Raw genomic sequence first — 1,825 nt, 5'->3', positions numbered from 1 at the left:
ACCATCTGGGAGAGCCCGCGCAGCCCCGCGGAGAGGGCCTTCCCGAGGACGAGCGCGGATCGCGGCGTCGGCGTGGCCATGAACTTCTGGAGGATCCCCAGGTCCCGTTCCCAAATCGCGGCGATGCCGTAGAAGATGGCCACGAAGAGGACGCTCTGGGCCAGGATGCCTGGTGCGATGAAGTTGAGGTACGGGATGTTGCCCGTGTTGAAGGCGCGCGCCGCGGTGACCACCTCGCCGAAGATGACGAGCCAGAGGACGGGCTGGACGGCGCGGGTCAGCAGCTCCGTGGGATCGTGCCGAAGTTTCTGGGCTTCCATCTGGACGAGGGCGGTCGTCTTCCTCACGTAGTCCGCGAGCGCCTTGGGGATCCGGACGACGCGCTCGACGAAGCGCGGCGCCTCGATGTCACCCAAGTCGACGTGCGGTTCGCCGTACCCTGGACGTGTCACGGTAGTTGCCTCCGGAGTCGAGTTCGCCCCCGGTGTAGTGGGCGAAGACATCGTCGAACGTCACGTGGTTCCCCCCGAGCTCGGCGGAGACCGTCTTCTCGAGCTCCGCGGGGCTTCCCTCCGCCGCGATCTTTCCATTGTGCATGATCGCGACGCGGTCACAGAGGCTCTCCGCCTCCTCCATGTAGTGGGTGGTCCTGAGGATCGTCATGCCGAATTCCGTGCGGAGGCGGCGGATGTAGTCCCAGACCGCGCGGCGCGCGAGCGGGTCGAGACCCACGGTCGGCTCGTCTAGGAAGAGGACCTTGGGACGGTGGATCATGGACTGCGCGATCTCCAGGCGTCGGATCATGCCGCCGGAGTACGTCTTCACGAGCCGATCCGCGGCGTCGGAGAGTCCCATGATCCCGAGGGCCTCGTGAATCCGCTCCCGCACCTGGTCCCGCGGCAGATCGTAGAGGCGGGCGAAGACCAGGAGGTTCTCGAAGCCTGTGAGGCTGCCGTCCGCGGAGAGGATCTGGGACACGTAGCCGATGGAGCGACGGACGTCGTTGGGCCGGCGCAGGATGTCGAAGCCCGCGACGCGCGCGGTCCCCGACGTCGGGGGGAGCAGTGTGGTGAGCATCTTGATCACCGTCGTCTTGCCCGCGCCGTTCGGCCCGAGCAGACCGAAGACCTCCCCCCCGTCCACGGCCAGGGTGAAGCGGTCCACCGCCGTGAGTTCTCCGAACCGCCGGGTCAGGTCTTCCGTCTCCAGGACGTGCGTGGGTCATCCCTCCCGGGAGTCCGACGGCCGCGGCCTCGGGAGGAACACAGGCCGGAGGGATTGCATCGCGCGGGCGATGTCGCCGCGCTCCGCGATGGGGAGGGTTGTGAGGACCTCCGCGAGCCGAGATTGGGCGCCCGCCCGAGCGGTCCGGACTAGGTCCTTGCCCAGGTTGGTGAGATGGAGCAAGACGCGCCGCCGATCCTCGGGGGACTCCTCCCGCCGCACGAGATCGCGGCTCACGAGCCCGTCCACGAGACGAGACATCGCCGGGAGGCTGAGGCCCACTCGGTCCGCGACCGCGGACAGGGAGGCGCCCTCCGTGCGATTGAGGAACGTCAGGACCCGGAACTGGGGCACGGAAATCCCCGGGCCGCGGCTCCGGCGCATCTCGACCCGGATGAACTGCATGATCAAAGGGACCGTGTCAAGGACCTCACCCGCACAGGCCTTCGGGGATCCGGTTTCCATAGTTGTGTCATGCAACTATTGCATATTTGAACCTTCGGGTCGTTCTTACGTGCCCGATTCCCTGACGGGCGTCCGGCCGGGCGGGTCCGCAAGGAATTGGCTTATTGGGAGGCGCCATTTGGGTGGAGCGCAACGG

3 protein-coding genes are annotated in these 1,825 nt (G+C 67.2%); all 3 read right to left on the bottom strand.

Annotated features, from left to right (window positions below; translation table 11 throughout):
* Positions 1–371, bottom strand: a 371-nt coding sequence (locus tag VEY12_04320; GenBank protein ID HYM39358.1) for an ABC transporter permease, incomplete at its 3' end; no start/stop codon positions are given.
* 37 nt (positions 372–408) lie between these two features.
* Positions 409–1,209 (bottom strand): ATP-binding cassette domain-containing protein, encoded by an 801-nt coding sequence (locus VEY12_04315; protein ID HYM39357.1) that lies wholly within the window; start codon positions 1,207–1,209, stop codon positions 409–411.
* A gap of 12 nt (positions 1,210–1,221) precedes the next feature.
* Positions 1,222–1,689: a MarR family transcriptional regulator gene (locus VEY12_04310; GenBank protein HYM39356.1), complete on the bottom strand. Its 468-nt coding sequence runs from the start codon at positions 1,687–1,689 to the stop codon at positions 1,222–1,224.
* Positions 1,690–1,825 lie beyond the last annotated feature (136 nt).

The organism is Thermoplasmata archaeon (assembly GCA_035632695.1).
GTDB lineage: Archaea > Thermoplasmatota > Thermoplasmata > RBG-16-68-12 > RBG-16-68-12 > RBG-16-68-12.
The sequence above is the reverse complement of the archived record's forward strand: the minus strand, read 5'-3'. Positions and strand labels throughout refer to the sequence as shown.

What these genes read in the sequence shown, in the direction of transcription:
- VEY12_04310 (HYM39356.1), bottom strand. Translation starts at nt 1,689, where the DNA reads ATGGAAACCGGATCCCCGAAGGCCTGTGCGGGTGAGGTCCTTGACACG.